The sequence below is a fragment of the Planococcus faecalis genome (genome assembly GCF_002009235.1).
Taxonomy (GTDB): Bacteria; Bacillota; Bacilli; order Bacillales_A; family Planococcaceae; genus Planococcus; species Planococcus kocurii.
On sequence record NZ_CP019401.1, the window covers coordinates 3,188,290 to 3,209,038 of the forward strand.

17 protein-coding genes are annotated in these 20,749 nt (G+C 39.7%); 4 read left to right on the top strand and 13 right to left on the bottom strand.

What is annotated here, in order from left to right; genetic code table 11:
- Positions 1-73: 73 nt before the first annotated feature.
- A complete protein-coding gene (locus tag AJGP001_RS15830; protein ID WP_071152750.1) occupies positions 74-835 on the bottom strand; it encodes a dimethylarginine dimethylaminohydrolase family protein in 762 nt (253 codons plus the stop codon).
- On the bottom strand, positions 828-1,715 hold the full coding sequence (locus AJGP001_RS15835; protein WP_078080858.1) for a dimethylarginine dimethylaminohydrolase family protein: 888 nt from the start codon (positions 1,713-1,715) through the stop codon (positions 828-830). The genes AJGP001_RS15830 and AJGP001_RS15835 overlap by 8 nt, the downstream gene beginning before the upstream one ends.
- 161 nt (positions 1,716-1,876) lie before the next feature.
- Here AJGP001_RS15835 and AJGP001_RS15840 point away from each other — a divergent pair, with 161 nt between their 5' ends.
- Together AJGP001_RS15840 and AJGP001_RS15845 are read left to right on the top strand one after the other, a co-directional pair.
- The gene (locus AJGP001_RS15840; RefSeq protein ID WP_071152752.1) at positions 1,877-2,614 is read left to right on the top strand and encodes an IclR family transcriptional regulator; all 738 of its coding nucleotides are present in this window, start codon (positions 1,877-1,879) and stop codon (positions 2,612-2,614) included.
- Positions 2,615-3,048: 434 nt separating this feature from the next.
- Positions 3,049-5,364, top strand: a complete 2,316-nt coding sequence (locus AJGP001_RS15845) for a putative bifunctional diguanylate cyclase/phosphodiesterase (RefSeq protein WP_245830216.1) — start codon at positions 3,049-3,051, stop codon at positions 5,362-5,364.
- A gap of 76 nt (positions 5,365-5,440) precedes the next feature.
- On the opposite strand, the gene AJGP001_RS15850 is transcribed toward AJGP001_RS15845, so the two are convergent.
- From AJGP001_RS15850 to kdpF, 7 genes are all read right to left on the bottom strand, one after another.
- The gene (locus AJGP001_RS15850) at positions 5,441-6,046 is read right to left on the bottom strand and encodes a flavin reductase family protein (protein WP_071152753.1); all 606 of its coding nucleotides are present in this window, start codon (positions 6,044-6,046) and stop codon (positions 5,441-5,443) included.
- A 402-nt stretch (positions 6,047-6,448) separates the two neighbouring features.
- Complete coding sequence (locus tag AJGP001_RS15855) at positions 6,449-6,991, bottom strand: NADPH-dependent FMN reductase (protein WP_058386823.1); 543 nt, start codon at positions 6,989-6,991, stop codon at positions 6,449-6,451.
- Positions 6,992-7,056: 65 nt separating this feature from the next.
- Positions 7,057-8,040: a ring-cleaving dioxygenase gene (locus AJGP001_RS15860; RefSeq protein WP_071152754.1), complete on the bottom strand. Its 984-nt coding sequence runs from the start codon at positions 8,038-8,040 to the stop codon at positions 7,057-7,059.
- A 398-nt stretch (positions 8,041-8,438) separates the two neighbouring features.
- Positions 8,439-9,077, bottom strand: coding sequence for a potassium-transporting ATPase subunit KdpC (gene kdpC, locus AJGP001_RS15865; RefSeq protein ID WP_058384120.1), 639 nt, complete (start codon positions 9,075-9,077; stop codon positions 8,439-8,441).
- A gap of 12 nt (positions 9,078-9,089) precedes the next feature.
- Positions 9,090-11,156, bottom strand: coding sequence for a potassium-transporting ATPase subunit KdpB (gene kdpB / locus AJGP001_RS15870; protein ID WP_071152755.1), 2,067 nt, complete (start codon positions 11,154-11,156; stop codon positions 9,090-9,092).
- A 15-nt stretch (positions 11,157-11,171) separates the two neighbouring features.
- Positions 11,172-12,866, bottom strand: a complete 1,695-nt coding sequence (gene kdpA / locus AJGP001_RS15875; protein WP_071152756.1) for a potassium-transporting ATPase subunit KdpA — start codon at positions 12,864-12,866, stop codon at positions 11,172-11,174.
- 26 nt (positions 12,867-12,892) lie between these two features.
- On the bottom strand, positions 12,893-12,967 hold the full coding sequence (gene kdpF, locus AJGP001_RS17795) for a K(+)-transporting ATPase subunit F (protein WP_078080859.1): 75 nt from the start codon (positions 12,965-12,967) through the stop codon (positions 12,893-12,895).
- A 264-nt stretch (positions 12,968-13,231) separates the two neighbouring features.
- Between kdpF and AJGP001_RS15885 the strand changes: the two genes are divergently transcribed.
- Positions 13,232-15,943, top strand: a complete 2,712-nt coding sequence (locus AJGP001_RS15885) for a sensor histidine kinase (protein ID WP_078080761.1) — start codon at positions 13,232-13,234, stop codon at positions 15,941-15,943.
- Positions 15,936-16,628: a response regulator transcription factor gene (locus AJGP001_RS15890; protein WP_071152962.1), complete on the top strand. Its 693-nt coding sequence runs from the start codon at positions 15,936-15,938 to the stop codon at positions 16,626-16,628. Before AJGP001_RS15885 ends, AJGP001_RS15890 begins: the two co-directional genes overlap by 8 nt.
- Positions 16,629-16,956: 328 nt before the next feature.
- On the opposite strand, the gene AJGP001_RS15895 is transcribed toward AJGP001_RS15890, so the two are convergent.
- The 4 genes from AJGP001_RS15895 to AJGP001_RS15910 all read right to left on the bottom strand — a co-directional run bounded on the left by AJGP001_RS15895 (position 16,957) and on the right by AJGP001_RS15910 (position 20,419).
- A complete protein-coding gene (locus tag AJGP001_RS15895) occupies positions 16,957-17,463 on the bottom strand; it encodes a CueP family metal-binding protein (protein ID WP_071152757.1) in 507 nt (168 codons plus the stop codon).
- A 287-nt stretch (positions 17,464-17,750) separates the two neighbouring features.
- Positions 17,751-18,410, bottom strand: a complete 660-nt coding sequence (locus AJGP001_RS15900) for a potassium channel family protein (RefSeq protein ID WP_071152758.1) — start codon at positions 18,408-18,410, stop codon at positions 17,751-17,753.
- Between the two features lie 101 nt (positions 18,411-18,511).
- Entirely contained in the window at positions 18,512-19,279 is a 768-nt protein-coding gene (locus tag AJGP001_RS15905) for a TerC family protein (protein ID WP_071152759.1), read from the bottom strand.
- Between the two features lie 573 nt (positions 19,280-19,852).
- On the bottom strand, positions 19,853-20,419 hold the full coding sequence (locus AJGP001_RS15910) for an NADPH-dependent FMN reductase (RefSeq protein WP_071152760.1): 567 nt from the start codon (positions 20,417-20,419) through the stop codon (positions 19,853-19,855).
- Positions 20,420-20,749: the final 330 nt, after the last annotated feature.

Here is a 20,749-nt window from a genome sequence, read left to right on the forward strand (position 1 = left end):
TAAAGTCCCTCTACACGGACACTTTATATCAATACTTGAGCCACTTAGTCGAATTGTTCACCCGACAGCTTTTTTAAAACCGCAATGACAAACAGCTAAGTCCGCCATCGTGTTTTTGAAACTCTGACATTTCGAGCTCGATTGTTTCGATCCCGCGTTCTGCAAACTTGCGTTTTGTCTCCTCAAAGCCTTTTGGAATAATGACATAGTCGTTTACTTTGATACAGTTTGCCGAATATTCGTCTGTCGCGGGAATTTCTACTTTCTCGTAATCCACAAAGTCAGGATGGTCCAAAAATTCTCCAGCTGCTACCACCGTATTATTGCCAAGATAAGCGATGCCCGTTTTCAAGTGGAAAAATTCCTGCAGTTCAACAATTGTTGCCTTGTAGCCTTCTGACTCCACGATCGTTTTGAATTGTTCTGCGCCTTTACGGTCTGTACGTTCAGAAATCCCTACATAGAAATGTTTGTCTACTTGTAAAACATCTCCACCGTCTAATGTGCCTGGTGCCGTAATGTAATGGAAATTCGTGTAGAAATTTTTTAGTACGGCTTCAATTTCTTCTTTTTCGCCGTTTCGGCTCTTTGCCCCAGGGTTTGTGATCATCGCAAACTCTGGTGTTAACACGGCTGCGTCTTCGACAAAAGTTGAATCAGGATATTCTTCGCTTTCTGACAAATGTGTAATTTCAACACCGCACGTCTTTAAAGCTTCAATATAAGCAGCATGCTGTTCCAGCAAAAGTTCGTAGTTGGGTGTACCTAAATCCGATGTCGTTAATCCATTCAAGTAGCTTTTTCCTGGTGATTTGACGATAACATTTTTAAACATGTGTTAGTCCCCTTTTCGCTGAAGTTGGTGTACGCACGGCCGGGCTTGTTAGGCAAGTCGGTCCGCCAGTTCCTTTAACGCTAATTTCTTCGCCTTTATATTCGTAAACTACAGCTCCAGCCTCTTCTAACTGCTGTTTTGTTGATGGATTGCCTGCTACCATGATGCACACTCGAGGTGCAACTGCCAGTACGTTACAACCGAGAAGATCGTATTCCGCTTTTGGTACTTCGATTAGTTGGATACCGCGTGACAGCAAAAGCTTTCGAAAAGCGACGGGCATCAAGGGCGAGTGGACAACAGCGAGATCTTTGTCGACCATGCTGATAAATGACATTAAGTGCAGGCACTCTTCTTCCCCGTCTGCATGAGGCAACTGCACCTCGATAAACTCATCGACCAGATGTGCCGTCATTTCTTTGATTTGTCGAATAGCTTCTGCATTGGTTCGGTAACCGTTTCCTACAGCTAACACACGGTCATCAAGCCAAACAATGTCACCGCCGTCGGACGTCGCTTGCCCAGTCAATTCACCAATAATAGGAATTTCTTTTTCTTCAAGAAATTTTCTGTAAACAGCTGCTTCTGGCTGACGAAGCGCTTTTCCAGACTTTAGAATAAGAGCCCCTTCAGGTGTAAATTTAACCGGGTCGTGCGCATAGATGGAATCCATACTGACCTGCTCTGACGGTGGTAAGTAATCGATTGTCGGAACATGTCGCGATAACAGTGAAATAAATTCAGCGTATTCACTTGTTGCTTCTTCAAAATCAGGTTCTGATAAATAATTAAGCTTTTGCCACTCGTTTTTAATATGTTGCTGGTTGATAAAAGCATCATTCGGATGCTTGACGATAACTCGTTCTAAAGAGTGATACATGGATGAAACACTCAAAACTCTCAACTCCTTTTTCCGCATAGTGGAAACTATTTCCGCTAGTTGAAAAGATATTTTTAACAATATAAGATACACGTGTTATAATGTCAATATATTTTAAATGTTAAAACAATTATATTAGACAGAGGACAGGTGAAAGAATTATGCAATCAATTGATCGCGCAATGGGTGTCGTGAAATTATTAGTTTCCCGTTCAACTGAAGGTGGGCTAACCATTACAGAACTCTCAACTGAATGTGACCTTCCGGTGAGTTCTATGCATCGTTTGCTAAAAGCCATGGCAGCTCACGGCATGATTCAGCAAGACGATAAAACAAAACGTTATGATTTAGGCAATATTTGGCTAGAGTACGGACTGCATATGTACGACACGATGGATTATATTAGTACCATCCGGCCAGAACTCGTTCGTCTAATGACAGAAACTGGAGAAAGCGTCTACCTAAGCCAGCCGATGGGAAGTGAAGCATTGATCACTGAGCGAATTGACAACGAAAATCACGCAATCCGTGTCTATGACAAACTCGGTTCCCGTATTCCACTTCACATCGGAGCTGCCAATAAATCGATGCTTTCGCATATGCCAAATGCAGAAATAAAAAAAGCCATTACGCCATTTATCGCCAAAGAAAAACAACCCGCTTTTTATGACCTCCTGCAGCAAATCAAAGATCAAGGCTACGCCATCAGTCATAGCGAACGAACAGAAGGCACTTCTTCTGTTGGCGCATCTATCCTTAATCGTTTTGGAAAAGTGCAAGGTGCTCTTAGCATCGGTGTTGTCAGCTATAACTTGACAGATGAGCGACTTGCGTTTCTAGCACAGCAAGTGAAAGAAACAAGTCAGCGTATTTCGGCTAAATTGGGCTATACCTATTAGCTAAAATGAAAAAGACTTATTCCCAATAGTAGGAATAAGTCTTTTTAAGCTGGATTATCGTTGATTTTCTCTCCTTTAATCCGTTCACTGAAAAGAACACACCGAAAAAACTGACAACAGGAGGGAGTCAGTCTTTTTGTCTTGAGTTTTAACACATTACGTTAAATGAATAATTTGGTAGGCTATTGGACTTTTAAAATCATATTACATAAAGAATAATATTCATTAAGTAAATGTTATTTTATGGGATATATCTATTCCTTTCTTTCAGAAAATCTTTATACTTAAGAAAATACGAGTGAATTTCCGACCTTGATACTCTAGCAGATAATTCTGCTCTCTAAAAAGAGGTGAAGCATATCGAACGTTCCAACATTAAAAGTAAATTTTCTAGCTATATCTTTCTTCATATTTCTATTTACTACGCTTGGATTTTGTTTAGCGATAGCAACGAACGTACTTTTGTATTGGTCGAAAACCTGATTTCGTGGCTTGCGCCTATCGTTGCTTGTGTCACGTTGTTTATCGTCTCCCGTCAATCAGTTGGCAAAAACCGTCTGTTTTGGTTACTGCTTTCTTTAGGAGCTTTCAGCTACGCAATCGCTGAAGGTATTTGGGTTTATAGCCATAACGTTTCATATGAAGAGCCCAATTATCCAGGATGGCCAGATGTCTTTTACTTTTCCCAAATCTTTTTCTATTTAGCTGCTGTTGTTTATCAGTTTAAGCAAAAGAAAGAAATTTCTTATGAAATTAAATTTATTTTCGATATGATGATTATCATTACTGTTTCTACCGCTCTCAGCTGGCATTTTTTGATTCAGTATTTACTGATGGAAGAATCTTCACCAATGATGCTCGTTGTCTCTATAGGTTATCCACTTGGAGATTTGTTGTTGCTATTTGGTGCGATCAGCTTTTATATCAGCTTTTCCTATTTGTTACCGACACGTGTATTAGCTCTAATCATCACTGGTCTTATTTTCATGGTTTTTGCCGATACCGCTTATCTGTATTCAACAGTTACGGATACTTATAGATCGGGCATTTTATATGCTCCGTTATGGTCTCTTAGTCTTTTACTAGTGGCACTTGCTGGCTTGCATGCTCTTGATCCTTTACCCAAAAATGGTTCACAAGCAACTTCAACAAGGGCACATGAACGAATTTCAATTCGTATGCTGTTACCGTACCTGAGTCTCCTTCTTCTATTCACCATTATGCTTGTTGAACAAAAAGAAAACATGAAGGGCTTGATTGCTGGCGCTTTTGTGGCGGCTGTTCTTATTATTACGAGACAAGTTTTTACGCTACGTGATAATCGGAGACTGCTATTCAACTATGACCAGCTAACCTCTGTCCTTGAGCATAAAATTGAACAACGAACAGTAGAAGTCACTTCTAAAAACGAACAGCTAGAAAAAGCGGTCAAACAAATGGAGCACATGGCTTATCACGACGTATTAACCAACCTTCCAAACAGAAGGCTATTCGTTGAAAAAGTGGAGAATTCCATAGCAGTTGCCAAACAAAATGGTCAAAAGCTCGCTGTCGTATTCATAGATTTGGATCGTTTCAAAAATATTAATGATACGTTCGGCCACGAATTTGGAGACTTATTGCTTCAAGCATTTTCGCAAAAAATATTGGCGAATTTGCGTCCGATTGATACCGTTTCTCGACAGGGCGGTGACGAATTCACACTTTTCCTTGCTGATATCCATTTTAAAACAGACGTTATCCCGATCATTCGTAGGTTACAGTCTGATTTTGCAAAGCCTATGAACATCAATGGGCAAGAATTGCCTATCTCGATGAGTATTGGCATTGCCATGTATCCAGAAGATGGAGAAACACCAAGCGAATTGCTAAAACATGCGGACAGGGCCATGTATAGTGCAAAAGCAAAAGGCAAAAATAATTATCAGTTTTTCTCAACTGATATGACTTTCGTTACTTCCAGTAAATTAGTATTAGAAAATGATCTGCGTCGCGCTTTTTCCAATGAGGAATTCTTTCTTCATTATCAACCACAAGTTTGTGCTTCGAGTGGTGATGTTATCGGAATGGAAGCATTGATTCGCTGGCAAAAAGCAGAGGGTACCATCGTTTCTCCTGCAGAATTTATTCCTTTGGCTGAAGAAACTTGCTTAATTCTTCCTATTGGTGAATGGGTGCTTTATACAGCTTGCCAGCAAGTAAAAGAATGGCATGATTCTGGATATCCTCACCTGAAGCTCGCTGTAAACTTATCGCCCCTTCAGTTTTTGCAAGACGATTTGTTGGAGACGATCAGTCTGGTATTAGCAACTACCCACTTTCCAGCAGCTTTGTTAGAACTAGAAATTACGGAAAGTGTGGCGCTTGATGATGCGGAAAAAGCCATTTCTCGAATGCACGCATTGAGAAAAATGGGCATTCAGATGGCGATCGATGATTTTGGAACTGGCTACTCATCACTAAACTATTTGAAACGTTTCCCACTCAACAACTTGAAAATCGCTCAACCTTTTGTCCAAGACATGACCACAAATCCATACGATAAAGCACTCGTCGAAGCGATGATTTTTATCGCTCATAGCTTCGATATGTCAGTAATTGCAGAGGGTGTGGAAACTGAAGAGCAATTGGCGCTACTAAAAGAATTGGGCTGTGACGAAATCCAAGGCTACCTCTTTAGCAGACCGCTACCTGCTGATCGTTTTACTCAGTTGTTGGTCACCGGATTCCCTTCAGTCAAAATGATTTAGTCTGTTCCTAAAAATTCATCAACTAAAAACAAGACAAGCCGCTATCTGACAGCGGCTTGTCTTGTTTTTAAATTCTTTATTTTGGACGTTCCATTGAAAAAATTTCGCCGATCGCTGCATAATTTGTTCCTGCTAACCGGCTTACAGCATCCAGTCCTTTCGGATCGATGCGTCCTTTTTCGTAAATAGCTTCGTCAATGTGGAACTGCACAATTTCCCCAATGAACAAATCACTGCCTGCACCGTCTCCACCTAACGCAACTGACTCTACTAAGCGGCATTCCATACGCATTTTCGACTCGACGATGCCTGGAACCGATACGATTGAACTCGGCACTTGCGTCAGCCCTACTATTTCGACTTCGCTTTCTGATGGAGGCAAAGAAGCGGCTGTTTCGTTGATTTTTGTTACATTGTCACGGTCTACCATATGCACGACAAACTCACCGTTGCCATAAATATTACGAGCTGTGTCTTTCATGCCACTTGCTGGTCGTTGAATCGCAAGCGACACCATCGGCGGATTGGAAGACACAACATTGAAATAGCTGAACGGTGCACCGTTAACGACTCCTGACGCGGATTGCGTTGTGACAAACGCGATGGGTCGTGGAATAATTGAGCCCACTAATAGTTTGTAATTGTCGCGTTCCTCGTTTTGTTCCGGATCAATTGATATCATGCTTATCCACTCCTTTACTAATGAGATTGATCTATATAAATGAGCTATTTTTTACATATCGCTTTGGCCATAGCTTCCGTAAGAAATGTTCTGCAATGGTTATTCCACAAACCAACTACGCTTTCCTGCGAGCTTGCACCAAACTAACTCGGACTTTACGCCCGAGTGGATTTCGACACTTCGCTATCTCGCGGGAGTCTACGCTGGTTTGCTCCATATCCTGATGATTTGTTAATTGAACAGGCTAAGAAAAAATTGCGCTAGCTTCGTTGCAAAACGTCCGTTTGCAGCGAGTTCTTCTTTCATTCAACTTATTTACTCAATTTACGTCATCTATAACCCATTGTAACTAAAAAACAGAATGCGCGGATGGTTACGCACATTCTGTCGGTTTAGGGAAGATTAACGGATTGTTTTCAATGCTGTTGACCACGGAATTACTTGGTCGAGCATTTGATTGACGGAATCTGCTTGAACCGGTGCAGCTTTTAGCTCTGCGCCATTTTCAAAGTCTGTGAACAATGACAATGCTGGATGAACGCGAACGTCCGCTACAGATAATTCACCCAAAATGCCCCGTAAATGTTCTGCAGCACGCGCTCCACCAACAGATCCGTACGATACGATACCCGCTGCTTTATTGTTCCATTCCACGCGTAAATAATCGAGTGCATTTTTTAGTGACCCTGTAATGGAATGGTTGTATTCTTGTGTAATAAAGACAAAGCCGTCTTGTTTAGCAATCGCTTCAGACCAGCCAGCTGCTCCGGATGCGTCGCCACCGTTTTCGCCAAGAAGCGGCAATTTGTATTCTGCAATATCAATAATTGTATAGTTCGCGTCACCGCGTTTGTCTGCTAATTCTTTTACCCAGTTGCCTACTTGTGGGCTTAAGCGCCCTTCGCGTGTTGATCCTAAGATGATGCCGATATTTACTGTTGTCATTGTTATTTCCTCCTCTTGTTTGGTTCCGAACAATTTACTCATTATGCTTGTTCTTTTTCCCATCGTTACAAAACCTCTTTTTCAATCGTCTGTGTGCTGCGTACCGTATTGATTGGACGCACTAATTGTTCGATTTCTTCACGTTTCGGTTCCAAAAACGGTGGCAGCGACAATTTTTCTCCAACAGTTTCATAAGGCTCATCGTCCATAAACCCTGGACCGTCTGTTGCCCATTCAAACAGAATGCCTTGTCCTACTCGTGCATACAACGATTCGAAGAAAAATCGATCGACATAGCCGGATGTATGGAACTCAAGACTTTGCATCCGGTCGATCCATTCCTGCAATACGTCAGTATCTGCTACACGGAAAGCCGCGTGGTGAACCGTACCAAAACCTTGACGTCCAGATGGCAACGACGTGTTATGCTCGACAATGACTTGCGCCCCGTTTCCACCTTCTCCTATTTCGAACAAATGGAAAGCATCTTCTTTTGCAATTTCGCGCATCAACATCGCACTTTCTAATACTTTTTTCAAGCTGTCAAAATCTGCGATCCGAATATGCACGGGGCCAAGTCCTGTAATCGCAAACTCCAGTGGCACAGGACCGTTTTGCCACGGTGTGCCGGATGCTACACCTCTATTATTTTCATCTGAAATCAGCATATACTGTTGATCATCAAAATCGACGAACGAAATCGTTTTTTTACCGAATATTTCTTCGATACCTTTATGTGCCACTTGGTATTTGTCAAAACGTTTGATCCAGTAGTCGAGCGCGCTATCCGTTGGCACGCGGAAAGCCGTTTTGTAAATTTCGTTTGTTCCGTGCACGCCTTTTTGAATGTTCGGGAAGTCAAAGAACGTCATATCTGTTCCCGCTGACCCTTTATCATCTGCAAAGAATAGATGATACGTTTGGATATCGTCTTGATTCACCGTTTTCTTGACAAGACGCATGCCCAATACATGCGTAAAAAATTCATAGTTTTTTTCCGCGCTGCTAGTGATAGCTGTTACGTGGTGAATTCCTTTTAATTCGTTCATCAAATTCTCTCCTCTTTTTGAAAGCAATTAATATCTCGAATTCGAGATATATAGTTAAAAAAATTTAATCGTTCTCTAATTTTCAGTGGCTCAACAGAAGCTTAGTAAATTTCACAATTAATAAATCCAAGATTCTATCAACATAAACTATCTCGAAACAATTTATCTTTAATTCGAGATAATAATACCATGTAGTTTTTGGGGTGTCAACTAGTTGAGTTGGCTTTTCTTTTTGATGTTTAATTGGTTCTGCTGTGATATAAAAAAATGATTCAGGTTGGTAGTTGAGAACAATCGAAACTATACATAAAAGAAAAAGAGCATCTTTTTAAGTTACATTAGATGCTCTTTAACAACTTATACTTTGTACTGATTTTTATGAACCGCTAGCAAAAAGATTATTTTTCATTTATTTTTTGAAAAATAGCTATATTTGACCCTAAAACATTCATCTTATCTTCACCCAATAATCCCAATACTTTATTTTCAGTATTGTCCAGCACAATCGTATTTATTTCCTTTATAGATAATCCACTTGCTTGTGCTACTCGGCTCACTTGAATCTGTGCAGCTTCAATACTAATATGAGGATCAAGACCCGACCCAGAGGCAGTCATCAAATCTGCTGGAATTTGCTCGCGTTTTACATCTGGATTAGCATTCAAAAATGCGACTATGTCTGTTTCAATTCGTTTCTCCAGTTCTGGATTAGAAGGTCCATAATTATATGTTCCCGAGCTAACACCTCCAAAAGCTATGTCGCCATTTACATCCGGTAAGGTATCTTCTTTTGTATAAACATTGTAATTAATTGCAGATATCCGACCTGAAAAATAAGCTGGATTTGTGAACGCTTGTCCCACATTTTTAGATCCCACTACTTTATCGTCAACCTGTATTAAATTACCGTTTGCTTGTTGTTTGAAAAACACTTGCGCAACACCAGTGACTGCAAATGGATAAACTAGCCCGCATAAGATGAACAACGAACACGTTATAAACATGGCTTGTTTTGTATATTCAAAAAGTCCTCTCATTTCATCTACCTCCTATAAATTCATCATAGTTAAAATAGGACTTGTCAGTATATCAAGCAATTTAATACCCACAAAAGGCGCAATAACCCCACCTAGACCGTAACGTAGCAAGTTCCTAGTTAATAATTTCTCTGTACTCATGGGTTTGTAAGAAACACCTTTTAACGCAATAGGGATGAGCAATGGAATGATGATTGCGTTAAATAACAATGCGGAGATAATCGCACTTGTTGGTGAATTTAAATGCATAATATTTAAGACGTCCATCTCTGGAATCGCTACCATTAGCATCGCTGGTAGGATTGCAAAGTATTTTGCAACGTCATTGGCAATACTAAAAGTTGTCAATGCACCTCTAGTCATTAGCAATTGCTTTCCGATTTCTACAACTTCAATAATTTTGGTTGGATTCGAGTCTAAATCAACCATATTTGCCGCTTCTTTGGCCGCATTTGTTCCAGAATTCATCGCTAATCCAACATTGGCTTGCGCAAGTGCAGGTGCATCATTTGTACCGTCACCAGTCATAGCGACAACCTTTCCAAGCGCTTGCTCTTCTTTAATCAAATTGATTTTGTCTTCAGGTTTGCTTTCTGCAACAAAACTATCAACACCTGCTTCTTTTGCAATTGTGGCTGCTGTCAATGGATTATCCCCGGTGCACATGATGGTTTTAATACCCATCGCGCGTAGTAGTTCAAAGCGTTCTTTTAAACCAGATTTCACAACATCTTTTAAATAAATGACGCCCAGTATTTTTTCATCTATGGCAACTACTAACGGGGTTCCACCAAGAGATGATACTTGTTGAACGATGCCCTCCAAGTCTTTCGGTATCACTTGATTGGCAGCATCACTCATTTTTTTCATTGAATCGTAAGCGCCTTTCCGAATTTTTTGACCATTCTCTAAATCTATCCCACTTATACGCGTCTGGGCTGTAAATGCTACGTGAGTGCTCGTTTCGACAAGTTTTTTTTCATCATTTTTTTCAATACCTAATGTAGTTGCAAGAGTTAAAATGGATTTACCTTCCGGTGTATCATCTTTTAGTGAACTTAGCCATGCAGCACGTAGAAGTTTTTTCCGATCAATACCCTGTACTGGCAAAAACTCTGAAGCTTGACGATTTCCATAAGTAATTGTCCCCGTCTTATCTAAAATCAAAGTATCTACATCTCCACAGGCTTCCACAGCTTTTCCTGACATTGCAATTACATTAAATTGCGTCACGCGATCCATACCTGCAATTCCAATTGCCGATAATAGCCCACCGATTGTTGTTGGTATTAAACAAACGACTAACGCAATAAGTGTTGAAATGGGGATATCAACATCTAAATAGATGGTCATAGGGTAAAGTGTGACTACAACTAGTAAAAAGATAATAGTTAAACTGACTAATAATGTATTTAATGCAATTTCATTTGGCGTTTTTTTACGCTTTGCTCCCTCGATTAACGCAATCATCTTGTCTAGAAACGATTCTCCTGGTAACGAAGTGATTTCAACTTTTAACCAGTCACTTGTTATAGTCGTACCACCGGTAACTGATGAAAAGTCTCCACCACGCTCCTTCACTACCGGAGCAGATTCACCAGTGATTGCAGATTCATCAACAGTGGCAATTCCATCCACTACCTCACCATCGTTAGGAATGATTTCACCAGTCTTTACTAAGACAACATCTCCCTTTTTAAGATCTTCAGCTTGTTTCATAAGATGCGTACCATCAGCCATCACGACACGTGCATCTGTACTTGTTTTTGTCTTCTTAAGTGTCTGTACTTGAGCCTTACCTCGACCTTCCGCAATTGCTTCAGCAAAATTTGCGAAGAGAATTGTGATAAACAAAATAGCCGCAACGAGCGCGTTATAAAGACGTGCATACTGAACGCTACTATCCTCTAATAAAGCGGGAAAAATAGTTAATACAAGAACAAAAATAAAACCGATTTCAACTACGAACATTACCGGATTTTTCACCATATAAACGGGATTTAACTTTTTAAAAGCTGCTATAATGGAACTTTTCATAATTTCACTTGTGATAAAACTTTTTTTAGATACAGTCTCCATCGTTGTCTCTCCTCGTCAAGAACGTATTTGCAAGTGTTCTGTAATTGGACCGAGTGCCAAAGCCGGTAAAAATGTCAAAGCACCAATCATTAGTACAATTGAAATCAGCATGAATGCAAACATTACGTTATCTGTTTTTAATGTTCCAGCCGTTTCACTGTGTAGTAACTTAGTCGCAAGCATAGAAGCAATAGCCAGTTGAATAATAATTGAAAGATAACGACCAAAAAACATCGCTAAGCCCGTTGTCACATTCCAAAACGTTGAATTATCCGCTAATCCTTCAAAGCCAGAACCATTATTTGCTGAAGAAGAGGCGTACTCATAAAGAATTTGTGACAACCCGTGTGCACCTGGATTTGTAATACCTGCGATACCTGCCGTAGTCGAAATTGCAATTGCTGAGAAACTTAAGATAATTGCCGGATGAATTAAAATACACAGCGCGATTAACTTCATTTCTTTCTCCTCAATTTTCTTACCTAAAAACTGCGGCGTGCGTCCAATCATCAGACAAGCAATAAAAATTGTCAGCAAGACATACATCATCATATTCATCAACCCAACACCTTTACCTCCAAACACAACGTTAAGCATCATATTAAATAACGCAACCATACCTCCAATTGGCGTTAACGTATCATGCATATTATTTACAGTACCTGTTGTAAAAGCCGTTGTTACGGTAGTAAATAAAGCCGATTGTGCAACACCAAAACGCATTTCCTTCCCCTCCATACTACCCAGTTCCTGAGTAATACCGAGTGAACTAATGATTGGATTTCCTTCACGCTCTGCCATATAACAAGCAGTTAAGCCAGCCAGAAATAAGATTCCCATCGCAGCAAAAATAACCATTCCTTGCTTTCCAATTAAGGCTCTCTTACGTCGAGCTGCAACCATTAAGCCAAACGCAATAACGCATGCCCCTGGCAGTATCATCATAGATAATATTTCAATAATATTTGTTAACACAGTCGGGTTTTCAAATGGCGTCGTTGAATTGGCACCGTAAAAACCGCCGCCGTTTGTACCAACGTGTTTGATAGATTCTAAAGATGCCACAGGCCCAAGGGCAAGATCTTGCATCTTTCCTTCAATAGTTTGAACAGTTTCGTTTGCTTTAAAAGTTTGCGGTGTACCCTGGAACACTAAAATCATTGAAACAATAAATGAAATCGGCAGTAACACTCGAGTGATTACACGTACCATATCGACAAAAAAATTGCCGAGTGTATCTTTTTTTGCTACTAAACGTCGACAGAATGCCATGCACGCCGCGTAACCCGTTGCTGCAGAAGTGAACATCAGAAATGTAATAACAAGCATTTGAGACAAATAACTTAGTCCTGATTCACCGCTATAATGTTGTAGGTTTGTATTGGTAATGAAGGAGATAATCGTATTAAATGATAACGTTGCTTCCATATTAGTAATTTCATTTGGATTTAAAAATAAGACTGACTGAATACGCAGTACAATATAACCGATAAATACCATGAGCGCATTCGAAAGAATGAGTGCCAGCACATATTGTTTACCAGTCATATTATTTTGCTTAACACCAGAAATTTTGTAAATAACTCCATCGATACGATCCATAACCGGATCTAACCATGTTTTTTCGCGCATTGTTACATGGTATAAATAATGGCCTATTAACACGACCATAGGTAGATAGATAAGTAATACGAAAGCGATTTGCCACATTTTCTTAACCTCCTATTGGCTTATTACTATTTTTCTGGGTAGAGTAATGCATGACCTAAATAGACAAACAATCCAACGATAATGAGGATAACAACCCACATAAAATCTCCTCCTACTTATTTTCTTTCTGATAACACCAATTAGTAAAACCGTAGAGACTAGTAAAGCAAATGCTGAGTAAAGCGACCATATAAACATCCATCACATCTATCACCCTTTCTACTTAGTAATTATTTTCATCATACTGCTTGTTAAATTAACGTAGCGTTAGAGAAAGACAAATTGTATTAAGACAGTATTAAGATGCCAATCTTAATACTGTCTTAATGATAGTTGGCGGTATAATCAAGAAGAGGTGAAGACTGATGGAAGACAACCGGCCGAATCCAGAAGAAATCTTAGCAAAAATCAAACAACAGCAGATGGACTCAGAAAAAGGAAAGTTAAAAATATTTCTTGGGTATGCGGCAGGTGTTGGTAAGACCTACGCAATGCTAGATGCTGCGCATCATGCAAAAGCGCTTGGAATAGATGTAATAATTGGCTATATTGAGCCACATATCCGACCAGAAACCACAGCTTTACTCAACGGTCTTGAATCCATACCACCAATTAAAATCGACTACAAAGAAAAGACCTTCAAAGAACTCGATATCGATACAATTCTTAAAAGAAAGCCTTCAATTGTAGTGATAGATGAGTTAGCACATAGTAATGTTCCAACGATGCGTCACTTAAAGCGCTTCGGCGATGTAAACGAATTATTAGCACAAGGCATTGATGTTTATACCACCGTTAACATTCAACATATTGAAAGTCTTCACGATTTGGTCGAAGAGATTACTGGAGTCAATGTGCGCGAGCGTATTCCAGATTTCATGATTGACAATGCCTCTCAGATTAAGCTTGTCGATATTGAACCAGATGATCTGATACAGCGATTAATAGAGGGGAAAATTTATAAATCTGAACAAATCAAATACGCAATGGATCACTTTTTTCAAAGAAAAAATCTTGTTGCACTTCGAGAAATTGCACTTCGTCGTACAGCAGATACCGTTTATCGTCGAACGGCTCACGAAGCGGGTTCATTCGGGACCAGCGGGCATATAGAAGAACATATATTAGTCGGTATAAGTAGCTCGTCTACTAATCCTAAAGTGATACGGTCAGCAGCACGACTTGCCCAAGCCCTTCACGGGAACTTCACCGCTATATATGTACAAAAAGATGATAATGATCGGTCTTATCCTTCAGACTCACAACGAATTCAAGAACATAGCAAATTAGTAGAACAGCTTGGCGGGCGCGTTGTCAGTATGCAAGCAGATGATGTCGCTGCGACTATCGCAAACTATGCACGGATGAGTGGTGTAACAAATTTAGTAATAGGGAAGTCGGTAACTAAAAATCGATGGTGGTCTACAAATTTCAAAATAGCTGATCAGATTAGTAAGTACGCGCCTAACTTGGCGATGTTCATTGTCGTAGATGAACATCAAGAACCAAAAGGTTTTCTTCCTGTAAAGCCACAGTTTTCACTTGACTGGAACGACTTATTAAAGATGATAGTAATTTTTATTGCGGTATCAGCAATCGGTTTGCTTTTCTTTACATTTGGCGTAGGTGAATCGAATATTATTACTATTTATATTTTAGGAGTGTTAGTACTCGCCTTGTGGTCAAGTGGGTGGATGGTCAGCATAGTCAGTTCGCTAATTGCCGTATTACTTTTCAATTTTTTATTTACTGAACCCAGATTTTCGTTTGAAGCATATCATCGGGATTACGCAATGACGTTTCCCATCATGTTCATATCTGGTTTTATCACAAGCAGTTTGACACGGAAAGTAAAAAAACAGGCTAGGGAAGCGATACGCAAGTCCTACCGAACGGAAGTATTGTTAGAAACAAGTCGCAAATTAAACTATGCAAAATCGCTAGAAGAGATTATTACAGAAGGAATGTCTCAAGTTGTAAAACTCATCGAACGACCTGTTATTTTTTGTGAAATTGCAAACGAACTCATCACACATTCAGTAGCTTCGTCTTCTGACGTCTTAACAGCTCAGGAAAATAAGGAGCTACTCTCCAAATTCCATAATGCCAACGAGCGTGGTGTAATAACGTGGGTAGCAAATAATAACCAACAAGCAGGTATGACAACTGATACGTTTCCTGAAGCGAGCGCTTATTATGTTCCATTTTTTTCTGGTGAAAGTGTTAAAGGCGTCCTCGGTATTTTACTACCCATTGAAGTGCCACTACCCGCTTTTGAACGTCATATTTTAAATGCTATTCTCAATGATTTTGCGTTTGCACTAGATAAATGGTATTTGCAAAAAGCGACCGAAGAAGTAAAACGAGAAGCAGAACTAGAGCAAATGAGGGCTAATTTATTGCGTGGGATTTCACATGATTTGCGTACGCCTTTAACAAGTATTTCAGGCAACGCAGATATATTATTGACTAGCTCAAACAAAATTACCGATGAACAAAAAAATCAGTTGTATAATGATATTTACAGCAATTCAAAATGGCTCGTGCAGTTAGTTGAAAATTTACTAGCTGTATCTCGATTGGATGAGGGGAAACTCGCGATTGAAATGCAGCCTGAGATTATGCAAGATATTATGCAAGAAGCTCTTTTACATGTAGTTCACAACAAAACCACACACCGTATTTCATGCCAAGTCGAGCCTGCATTAGCAATCGCGATGATGGATGCTAGGCTGCTCATCCAAGTACTAATTAATCTCATTGATAATGCATTAAAGTACACACCTGTAGGCACTGAAATAAGTTTAAAAGCTGAGGAAATTGATGATGATATTCAAATTACTGTTAGTGACACTGGACAAGGTATTGACGACACATTGAAATCCATACTATTTGAACCTTTTACTACAGGAAAAATACATCGAAGTGACAGTGGTAGAGGACTTGGACTTGGATTAGCATTATGTCAGTCAATCCTACACGTACACGGTAGTCAATTGACGGTATTGGACAATCATCCAACAGGTACTATTTTTAGTTTTATGCTAAAAAAAGGAGACATTAATGACGATGAATAAACGAATTCTTGTGGTAGAAGATGATGTTGCAATTGCAAATTTAATTAAAATGACATTAACAGTGAATGGATATGAACATGAAATTGCAACTAATGGTGAGTCTGCACTGCAAAAGGTGCTCTCCATTCAACCAAACCTTATTATTCTAGATCTTGGGCTGCCTGACTTGGATGGAATTGATGTGATTCATAAAGTCCGAAGCTGGTCACAAACACCAATCATTATAGTAAGCGCTCGAGGAGAAGACCATGACAAGATAAATGCGCTTGACGCAGGCGCAGATGATTATGTAACAAAACCGTTTAGCGTTGATGAACTTTTAGCTCGTATTCGTGTGGCTCTTAGAAGAAATACGATTGAACGCAACTATGAGAACGAACAACCGTTGTTCAAAAATGGTGATTTATGTATTGATTACTTAGCAAATACCGTTTTTATCGATGGGCAAGAAATTCACTTAACTCCGATTGAATATAAATTACTGATTGTACTTTCCAAAAATGTAGGAAAAGTGTTGACGCATAACTTTCTATTAAAAGAAGTTTGGAAGCATGTATCTCAATCTGACGTTCCGAGTTTGCGTGTATTTATGGCCACTTTACGAAAAAAAATCGAAGAAAATCCTTCAGATCCAAAATACATTCAGACCCATGTACGTGTTGGTTACAGAATGCTAAAGCTTTAATTTAAAAAGGCTGTCCTATAAGGTCATGAAAAATGACTTCTTGAGTGTAGCTCTTTTTGCCTACTACAGAATAGGCTGATGTCTACTTTAATGGAGTCAAAAAAGATGAACCACCCTTTGCCTTTTCCAACGATCATCTACAGAAGTACGCGAATGCAAATCCGATCCCCAAAAATTAGGCTGCTTGCGCCCATAAAATCCAGAGCGCAAACAGCCTAATGACAGTATTTTATAAGTCTCTCAACTCATTATGGTCGTGTAATTCATGCCAATTTTTTCAAGACACCAAGCACAATGTTAAAGGAAGTTATACTAGTGAACTTTCAACTTAGCTCAGCAGTAAATCGGTTAAACAAGTAGGATCGCCTGCAAATGTAGAAAAGCCAATCTCTCCCTTTTTACCTTCTGCTTCAATTTCAATTGTGTATGTTCGGTCACGAGGCAACCAGAGGTCGATAAACCCGTTTGCCGGCGTTGTCATCACCTCGTCTACATAAACTTCTCCTTGATCATCTATAATCTTTACCGTCATTTCTTTTTCTGCTAGCTCTCCTTGGCATCCCGTCAAACTATGAATTTCACAAGGATGTGTGTATGTCTCATAAGGTGCGATTGAAACAAAAAACTCTTCTCCGGATAACGGATAGACAACTGTTTCTCCCTCGTCTTCAACCGTTAGTTCTTGATCATCTATCGAAGCTGCACTGACTTTGTCACTCCCACTTAAGTCAGACACTAACTCCTTTACTTCAGCTTCGGTTAGCGATGGTTCCTCCGTACATCCTGCTAGTAACCCTAGTAAAGCCACCATAATCACAAAAAATGGAACTCTCATAGTATCTCTCCTCTCCTCCTTACTATAGCAAAGTTGGTTCTTGCATTATGCGGTAATTCTTACGACTTTATGAACCTAGCTATTTACACAAAAAAGAAGGAACTCCAGCATGACTGAACTGAGCTCCCTCTTTTGCTATGACTTCTCTAGCGTTTCCTTCGACACAACCATACGCCATTACTCAAGACGATAATTCCAACTCATCACTATACGTTAAGAAAGTCGCTTTAGCTTACTGTTCGTGACCTTTGTTTAGCCGTCTCTTTATAAAACCAAACAGGGGAAAGCTATGACAGTCCTTTTTCCTCAAATTGCTTTAAATCATCTTTATGGCCCATCAAGACCAGAATATTTCCTTTGACAATCTCGTCTTCTGGACTCGGGGCAATGTTGACATCTTCAAAACGTTTAATCGCCAGTACCGTGCAATTAAACTTGGCACGAATATCAAGCTGAAACAAGGTTTTTCCTGAAATAGACGGGGGAGCGACCAATTCGATGATGCTATATTCCTCCGAAAGATTAATATAATCAATGATTTTTTCAGAGTTTAAGTGATGTGCCATACGCACTCCCATCTCGTATTCTGGTTGAATCACTCGGTCTGCCCCCACCTTCTCAAGAATTTTTTGATGCTGCAAGTCTCTGGCTTTGACCCAGATAGTTGAAATCCCCATTTCCTTGAGGATTAACGTACATAACACACTAGATTGAAGATTATCTCCAATTGCTACAACGGCGTGTTCAAAATTGCGCACTCCTAATGATGTCAATACATTTTCATCTGTGGCATTTGCTATAACGGCTTGAGTCGTACAATCCGAGACTTCATTGACTTTCTCTTCATCTGTATCAATAGCGAGTATGTCATGTCCTAATCGGTTTAACTCTCGGCACATGCTTGTCCCAAATCTGCCCAGTCCAATAATAACAACTTCTTTTTTCAACTTATTTCCTCATCTCTTAAGTAGGTGATTACTATAGCAACATATTTAAATGGACTTTTTCCCTTAGATTTAACATACATGCGGCCTTTTGGATACTGCTTTTATGCTTGCTGTTCTTTTTTCTTTTTGATACTTATTAATGCACCTACTGCAACGATTCCAAGCAGCACTCCCCAGAAAATAAGTTTCCACTCTGTAGAATGAGCAAAATCATATGGGATAATCCCGAGCTTTTCATGTCCTAGTGTAAGTACCGTCAACTTAACACCTACCCAACCAACAATGATGAAAGCAGTTGTTTCTAACTGCGGATAATCGGCTAAGAGTTTGACGAATTTGTGGGCAGCAAACCGCATTATAACGAGTCCAACTAGTCCGCCTGCCAACATGACCGCGAACTGACCCGAGTTAATGCCGCCAATTTCACTGACACCGAACAACTCCAAATGAGGCAAAGTAATCGCCAATGCAACAGCTGCTAGCATTGAGTCAATCGCAAACGCAATGTCCGCTAGTTCAACTTTCAATACAGTCATCCAAAAACCGGAACCTTTTGTCGCCTCTGGTTCAAGGCTATGATCTTTTCTTTTTCGCTGATCATAAATATGCTTAAACGCGATAAACAGTAAATACGCAGCACCTAACGCTTGAATCTGCCATACGTTTACCAATAGTGTAATCATAAACAAAGCTGCAAATCGGAAAACAAATGCTCCTACTAATCCATAAAACAACGCTTTTTTCTGTTGTTTTTCCGGTAAATGCTTGACCATTACCGCCATAACGACTGCGTTATCCGCAGCTAACAACCCTTCCAACGCCACCAACACCAGTAACACCCATACATACTCCAATAAAATCGCTTCCATCTTTCAGCCTCCTCTTATTTTTTGACAACAAAAAAGACCCTTGCCTAATAAAAGGCAAAGGTCTCGCTAAGCAAAATTTTGCTATCACAACCGATGGCTACGAACCATGTATTGACGACTGTGAAATAGGTTTCCCTATAGCTACTCCCCTTTGACGTGATGTCAAAGTCTATTGAGTTGTGATATTAGTATAGCACCTTGAGCCCGTATGTCCAACTAGTAAATGTGTCTAAAAAAATTCTTTTAAAGACTCTATCTGCACGCACTGATAGGAGCAAGCACCAAATAACTAGCGATCGATCAGTAAGCCATCGTATAAGTTCTATGGCATTTTTTAGTAAATTAGCAAACAATGAGTGACACTACATTATAGATTAGATGAAGCAAAAGAATCACTAACCAGAAAGAACTTCACCAAAATCAATAAAATAAACTTGGCTGATGTTGCTATCCTCAAATCTACTAAACCTTTTGCTACTTATAATTTCTGATTCACCTCAACGTTTAAATCTGTCATACAGCAGAAGAAAAGAAATCCAAAAATTCAGATCACTCTTTTTTATTACTAGTTATTCATTCTTTATTTCGAAGTGGCTCAAACGCATTGGTCCACGCATTCACTTGATCAAGCAAGGTTGTCACTGATTTTGTGTGAAGACCTGCCGGTTTGAACTCACTCATTTTCACAAAATCCGTGAATAACGACATAGCCGGATGGGTTCTGACCGTTGCGATTTGTAACTCTGCTAAAATAACTCGTAATGCTTCAGCTGCGCGCACGCCTCCTGACGAGCCGTAACTGACAATTCCTGCTGCTTTGTTGTTCCATTCCGGATACAAATAATCGATCGCATTTTTCAAGGCAGACGTTACACCGTGATTGTATTCCGGACAAATAAAGACATAGCCATCGAGTTCCGCAATTTTTTTCGACCACGGAATGGCTTCAGGTGTTTTGTAATCCTGACTATATGCTGCTGAAATAGGCTCTGCGTACATCGGCAACTTGAATTCTGCCAAATCCACTACTTCGTATTCAGCGTCTCCACGCTGATCAGCAATGTCTTTCACCCACTGAGCAACTTGCAAGCTATTACGTCCTGGTCGTGTACTGCCTGTAATAATCCCGATTTTTGTCATGAATGAGTTCCTCCTCAAATTGTGATGCGGTCTTAGCTCTATGAACCTGCACTCCTTGATGTCTCTTCATCATAAGGGAAATGTCTCTCCGTTTCAAATAAAATGACAGAATACTCTTTCAATAGTTAGTAGTGTATAAACTTATATTCAGTTATCCCCATTCCACTAAATTGAAAAAGAAAATCTCCTCTCTTTGCCATGACACGATATAACTTAAAGCGATATTTCAGAAAACTATATCTTGTTGTTAGTTAATCCACTAAACTGGAGAAAGATGTTAAATACTTACTTTTAAGTAGCGATCAACTGATAGCAACAATCGACTTGACT